We start from the raw sequence: 4,571 nt of genomic DNA, 5'->3' as shown, positions 1-4,571 counted from the left end.
TATCCTTTGATTGTCGCGTGATATTCGCTGATTATCTTGCCTGGTTGCTGAGGTTTCTGTATTCCCCTGATTTAATTCTGTTTGTGCTTTATCTGTTTCTGCCTTTGCTGTTCGTGCTTGTCCCAATTGATATTGAGCAAATATTAATGATGCAACTGCCCCCAGCACAGTCAGTCCTAATATCAAAGAACCAATACGAATTCGTTGATTAGCTTTATGGTTCGCCTCTGCTAATACTTGCTTTGCTTGTTCCTCTGCTTCCAGCCTTTTCTGCACATCGCGCTTTTCTAACTCTTGGCTAGCAGCTAAAAACTGATAATCCAAGTCACTTAAACTTTTACCTACTGCCCATTCTTGAGCATCTTGCAAAGTCTTTCCCCGCAACAAGCGCGATTCATCTTGACCTTTAGACTCAACCCAAGCGTTCAATGTATTGGAGTAAGGGCGCAACTTTGCCAGAATTTTTTCAGCCCATTCCTGCTTAAACACCTCTGCATAAATCCGGTTATAAATTCGTAGCTTGCCATCTCGCTTTACCACTAATCCCGTCAACCGCAGTTCCGTTTGTTCAACACTATCATCAGCTACTATCTCTCCCTGCTGCAAAATCTGCTGACACAAAGCCAACAATCGCCCAGTCCTCTGTTCCCCACTCTGCATGATTCTGTCTCGAATCGTCTTCAAATGCTCCGGCTCATCCTGCGTCTCCCAATTTTCAATAATCTGCTTTCTTACCACCCCTGCCACCAACCCCTCAATTTGGGATTTCTCCTCGTTTGCATAAGACGCGATAAATCGCGTCTCTACAGGGGATTCCTCAATTAACAACTTACAAACTTTTTGTGTCAAAAATGGCTGTCCCCCCGTCCAATTCAACACTGCTTGCATCAACTCTTGGGCATTACCCACCACCGCTAATCCCTGCGCCAATGGTTCCGCCTCCGCGAGTTTAAACCCAGTCAAATCAATTGCCTGTCCGATATTAAAAGGTGTCCGGCGTTTGTCTTGAATCAAATCTGAAGGTGTAGACACTCCAATCAAAGCAAAGGTGAGGCGGTTATATTCAGGATGGTCTGCTCGTCGGTTATAACAATCGCGGATAACAGCAAAAAAGTCATCCAAGTTAAATGAAAGACTTAAAATGCTGTCAATTTCATCAATAAAAATAATAATCTTTTCAGTAATTGTTTTAAGTAAAATTGTTTCAATAAACTTGCTCAAACGCTGTACTGGTGACAGCAAACCGTTATCAGTCCACCAAGTATCTAAATCAAAAGTTGTATAAATATTCAAACTTCCCACCAGAGTATCAATCACCCCGGCATACCACTGTTCTGGGGTAATATCTACCGTCCCAATAGCTGTAAAATCAACAACAGCACAAGCAAATCCCTCAGTTTGCAACTGCTGCATTACCTGCACCCGCAAGCTAGATTTCCCCATCTGCCGGGAATTGAGAACATAACAAAAATCCCCAGCCTTCAAGCCTTCATAGAGGTCATTGTCAGCTTGCCGTCTAACATAAGTTGGGGCATTTTGAGGCAGGCTACCACCGACTTGATACTGGTACTGGGTCATAAACAATTAAAAATTATGAAATACAAGTTTGGTAGGGGAGCATCCCAATGAGAGCAAATTTACCAAGATAATAGATTAGACCTATTGCACGAATATTTAAAATAAGAATTTTTAGGTTCACGCAGAGGCGCAGAGAGTAAGAAGAAGGTAATCTGTTTAGCCGTTTATAATCTGATTCATGCAAGAGGTCTATTGTCATTGCGAATGAAGCGAAGCGGAATGAAGCAATCGCAAAGTCTAGATGTTGCGATTGCTTCGCTCCATTTCATTCCGCTCGCAATGACAAAATATGTTTTTACACATTTGGGATGCTCCCGTTTGGTAGCAGCGAAAGTATTGAGATGGTACGTTATGTCCTTGGCTAACACACCCTACAAGATTACGAATTACGAATTAAATGAGCTAGGCGTTTTAACACTTTTACGACAGTATATAAGTCATCCCCACGATTAAGCGACAGTGTGTAAGATAAGGCATATCTCGGTGTAACCTGTTTCGTCAACTTAATAAATTGAAATTCACTACCATTGGTGACAAACCCAAAAACAGGTTTTGCCGAAGTTGCATCTGCCAACATATAAGCCAATGCTTGTGGAATTGCAACTACTAGAGAGTAATCTGCTCGTTTTGCCTCAATCACAAGCACCCAGAATGGTGGATGGAACACCAAGATGTCAATACGTCCTCTGATAATCGTGCCTTCGTCTTCAGAAGAAATTCTGACCTCTTGTTCCGACGCGATGTAAAAAGGCGGTTGATAAAAACCTGCTAGACGCAATAGTGGAGATAGCACTACCATTTTGACTACAGGTTCTAAAATAGAATATTTTGATAGATGCAAATATTCTGCTTTGACTTCGTTGAGAGATTGCTTTTCTAAATCATTCAACTCAGGTAAATCTTGCTGCCACTCTGAGAAAAATTCATCGTCTGCAAGTTGTAGACCAAATTCATCGATGAGTTGGGCTAGGGTGATATCTTTTCCTTGAATAAGTTGAACCATTGTTGAGCCTTTTAGTTAAATGGTAATTGCAGATGAAAGTATTTCAGGTCTTCCTAATTTACTTTCTTAATTTTTCAACCCCAAGCGATGCCCAAAATATTGACGATACAATTCACACAGTGGCACTACTTTATTGCCTTGAAACTTAACTAACCCCATACTGCGGAGTTTAAACGCTTCAGTTGTGCCTACATCCACGGCGCGATTTGCCATCATCACTTGTTTGACCGCAGCTAGCAATTCTGCATCCTCTTGCAAATTCAGCCAATGGCGGCGCAGATGGTCACTGTAAGGGCCTTCCTCGGTTGCCGCGATTTTTTGCAGATTTTCCAGCGTCATCCTACCACGGGCAATTTCATAAAGCGCTACCCGCACTAAATAAGGATGACCACCCACCAGTGTGATTAATTCTTTAATTTGTGAGTCAGACCAATTGAGTCTGTGACGCTGTACTAAGTCTTGTATTTGTATTTGATTTAAGTCTGGCAACTCAATGGGTAAACCTACATTAAAAGGCGACTGATTAATATTGAGTGGAATATAAACTTCCTTAGAATGCACAATTACCAATCGGAGATTTTTCCAAACTGTCTCATTCTTTGACCGCTCATGCCAAGCTCGTAGCAATCCAAAAAAATCAGCAGCAATTATCGGATGCTTAAAGACTTCATCTACTTCATCTAAACCCAAAGCGATGGGGCTATTAATGGTAGGTAATAAATACCGTTGAAAGTAATTTGTACATTTATTCTTGCTACCTAAAACACCTTTCCAATACTCGTCTAACTTATCGGGTAGATTCAATTCGTAGGTAATGCTGGCGCAGAACCACTGCAAAAACTGATCTAAATTACTGAGAAATTCGGCATCGGCTGACTGGAAATTCACAGGTGCTATCTGATAGTCATGTTGACTAGCATGATGAAGAACCCGCGACATGAGGGAAGTTTTGCCCATCTGCCGGGGAGCTTTGATGCGAATTAAGGCCCCTGGTTGAAGAATCGCTTCATAACAGTCTACCTCAATAGGCGATCGCTCGACATAAAAAGCAGAGTTTAGAGCTACCTGCCCTTCTGGATTTTCTAAGGAGACTGCTGGTTTTATCTCGCTATCTGGAATAATTTCGTTAGCAGAGATAGCACCTTGGGGATTGTTCCGACTTTTCAGCACTGGGGTGGAAGACTCTGGAATACTTTCTAAGTCAATAGCGCTACAGCCAAACTCGTAAGCATCCTCATAAGACCTATCAGCGCCCAGTGCATCATAAAAGCCTACCGCGAATTTAATTGCGGCGCGATCGCCAATTGCCCGATTCATCCCAACCACACAATTAATGTGTTGATAAATTGCCTCAGCTTGCACCTCGCTATAACAGGCATTTAATAATACACACTCAACTTTGTTTTTAAATAATTTAAATAGCCTTGCCAGTGACTCCCTACTCACCAGCTGCATTTCCCCTATATTATTTTCTAAGGCTAAACCTTGATTTCCACCACCATGTCCAGAAAAATGGATAATATGGGGATCGTGATCTAAAAGCGCACGCCGCAAATCGTCAGAACGCACTGCCCATTTAGTAATAAGTTCAAACTTATCTCGGCTGCGAGAGCGTTGCAACCCTTCCTGAATTTCCCTTACTTCCTCGTCCAAACGTAGTTTATCTGTCGTCGTGGGATTCGCTGACACAATCAGGATTTTTTTCACAGCGCTATCAACTATTGAATGTAGTCTTTTGGCTTAGATATAGTTTACTACAGCAGGTAACTAGACAATTACTGATAGCGCATTACTGTTAATGAGTCTTTGATACTCGCCGACGAGTCTTTAATACTCGTGAATGAGTCTTTGAACTCCGTTAATGAGTCTTTAATACTCGTGAATGAGTCTTTGAACTCCGTTAATGAGTCTTTAATACTCGTGAATGAGTCTTTGAACTCCGTTAATGAGTCTTTAATACTCGTGAATGAGTCTTTGAACTCCGTTAATG

The 4,571-nt window shown here is 41.7% G+C and carries 3 protein-coding genes and 1 pseudogene; 1 reads left to right on the top strand and 3 read right to left on the bottom strand.

The annotated features are described in order from the left end of the window. The 3 genes from LC574_RS27640 to LC574_RS27630 form a co-directional block, all read right to left on the bottom strand. The coding region (locus tag LC574_RS27640) for an AAA-like domain-containing protein (protein WP_229456875.1) at positions 1 to 1,578 on the bottom strand (1,578 nt) is incomplete at its 3' end. A 379-nt stretch (positions 1,579 to 1,957) separates the two neighbouring features. Further along, entirely contained in the window at positions 1,958 to 2,581 is a 624-nt protein-coding gene (locus LC574_RS27635) for a type I restriction enzyme HsdR N-terminal domain-containing protein (protein ID WP_229456874.1), read from the bottom strand. Between the two features lie 66 nt (positions 2,582 to 2,647). Then, entirely contained in the window at positions 2,648 to 4,288 is a 1,641-nt protein-coding gene (locus LC574_RS27630; protein ID WP_229456873.1) for an AAA-like domain-containing protein, read from the bottom strand. Between the two features lie 99 nt (positions 4,289 to 4,387). Here LC574_RS27630 and LC574_RS27625 point away from each other — a divergent pair. Beyond that, positions 4,388 to 4,571, top strand: a pseudogene (locus LC574_RS27625) (hypothetical protein); the annotation flags it as partial.

The sequence above is a fragment of the Nostoc sp. CHAB 5715 genome (assembly GCF_020829685.1).
Lineage (GTDB): Bacteria > Cyanobacteriota > Cyanobacteriia > Cyanobacteriales > Nostocaceae > Nostoc.
The sequence above is the reverse complement of the archived record's forward strand: the minus strand, read 5'-3'. Positions and strand labels throughout refer to the sequence as shown.